General features: G+C 62.9%; 2 protein-coding genes. Both read right to left on the reverse strand.

The features are described from left to right. Positions 1 to 546: ATP-binding protein (locus KQ940_RS22555; RefSeq protein ID WP_217416903.1), on the reverse strand; the 546-nt coding region annotated here is incomplete at its 3' end. Further along, positions 543 to 1733 (reverse strand): IS21 family transposase, encoded by a 1191-nt coding sequence (gene istA / locus KQ940_RS22560; protein WP_217416902.1) that lies wholly within the window; start codon positions 1731 to 1733, stop codon positions 543 to 545. The genes KQ940_RS22555 and istA, both read right to left, overlap by 4 nt. Between the last annotated feature and the right edge of the window lie 98 nt (positions 1734 to 1831).

Consider the following 1831-nt stretch of genomic DNA (forward strand, 5'->3'; position numbering starts at 1 on the left):
GCGGAAGAACAGGCTCGCTTCCTCCCGACTCATCGGCAGGTAGCCCATCTCGTCCAGTACCAGTACCTTGGGGTAGCTCAGTTGCTGCAGCGTCTTGTCCAACTTCTGTTCCGCACTGGCCTTGCGCAGTTTGCTCAGCAGTTCGTCCAGCGTCAGGAACAGCACCCGGTGACCGGCCTCCGCCGCTTTCAGGCCCAGTGCGATCGCCAGGTGGGTCTTGCCGACGCCCGGCGGTCCCAGCAGCACCACATTGCGACCGCGTTCTACGAACGCCAGCGATGCCAGTTCCTGTACGACCTTGCGATCGATCGATTTCTGGAAGCCGAAGTCGAAGCCTTCAAGCGTCTTGTGGGCCGGGAAGCGTGCCTGTTTCAGGCGGGCTTCGATGCCCTTGCTCTGCCGCCCTCGCCACTCCAGATGCAGGGCTTCGGTCAGGAAGCTGCGGTAGTCCAGCTCCCGACTGGCGGCCTGTTCGCAGAGGCTGTCCAGTTGCAACCCCAGATGGTCCAGCTTGAGCCGCTCGATCAGTCCGTTCAGCTCCATCAGGCGGCCTCCTCGGTGTTATCGACCATCAGGTCGTAGTCGTCCAGGGTGCGTTCGCTGACCCGGACGCTGGCCCATAAGGCTTCATGGTGTTCGACCTGGGTAACGCTGGCACCGGGCGCGGTGGCGAGGCTGTGGGTCGCTACGACCTGTTCCCGATGGTGCACCTCAAGCTGTCCGTCCAGACTGACACGAAGGGTGACGGCGTCCCCGGCCAGATGGCCCGGTACGCTGTAGCGGCAGCCTTGCCAGGCCACATAGGCATCCAGACTGACTTGGCGTTGCTCATAGTACGCGGTATCGAAGCGCTCGACCGGGAGGGCCTGCAGGTGGTCGCGTTCCCGCGCCCAACGGTGCTGTATGGCCTCCTTGAGGTCGCTGTGGACGCGGACATTGGCGACGGTGTCGCACCAGTCGATCAGGTAACGGTTCAGCGCCTCCCAACTGTCGAAGGCGGGTTCACCGGCCAAGGCGTTGTGTTTGACGTAACTCACCATGCGTTCGACCTTGCCCTTGGTCTGGGCACGCCTGGGCCGGCAGGCGCGGGGCACGAAGCCACAGTGCTTGCCCAGCTCCCGGAAGCGGGGATTGAAGCGCGGGCGTCCGTTCTGCCAGTCCAGCACGGCGGCTTTCTGGTTGTCGACCAATACCTCTCGGCAGACACCGCCGAAGTAGTCGAACGCCTGGTTCAGCGCCTCGTAGGTATGCTCGGCATCCGGCGACGGGAAGGCCGCAACATGCAGAGCACGGCTGTAACCCAGCACGTTGACGGCCAGGTAGACCTTCTGGCGCACGCCGCCGATGCTGAGCCAGCATTCGCCCCAGTCATGCTGGAACTGGTGGCCGGGTGGCGTCTCAAAGCGGACCACGCCCTTGGGACGCAGAGCACGTTTGGGCTGGATGTAGCCGCGCAGCATGGTGTAGCCGCCGGTATAGCCTGCCTTGCGGATATGGCGCAGGATGACGGAGGCATTCCAAATGCCGTCCTGCAGCAGTTGGTCGATCTGTGCCTTGAAGGGGTCGAGCTTGGTGGGGTGAACCCCGGACCGGCGAGGTGGCGGTTCAGCACCGCGCTTCAACGCTCGGGATACAGTCTTGGGGTGGACGCCCAGCTCCCGCGCTATGTCCTTGTTGTACGCCCCTTGGGCCTTTCTTTCGGTTATCATGAGGTAGTCCTCTCTGCTGAGCATCGCTATCCCGCTTCGTGGTGGAAGTCGGTTTATTGATGCCTCGGTGGAGGGGACATCTCAAGTTGCGATTTTGGGGACTTTAGCAACCGGCACTGACA

Source organism: Marinobacterium ramblicola (assembly GCF_019084545.1).
Lineage (GTDB): Bacteria > Pseudomonadota > Gammaproteobacteria > Pseudomonadales > Balneatricaceae > Marinobacterium_D > Marinobacterium_D ramblicola.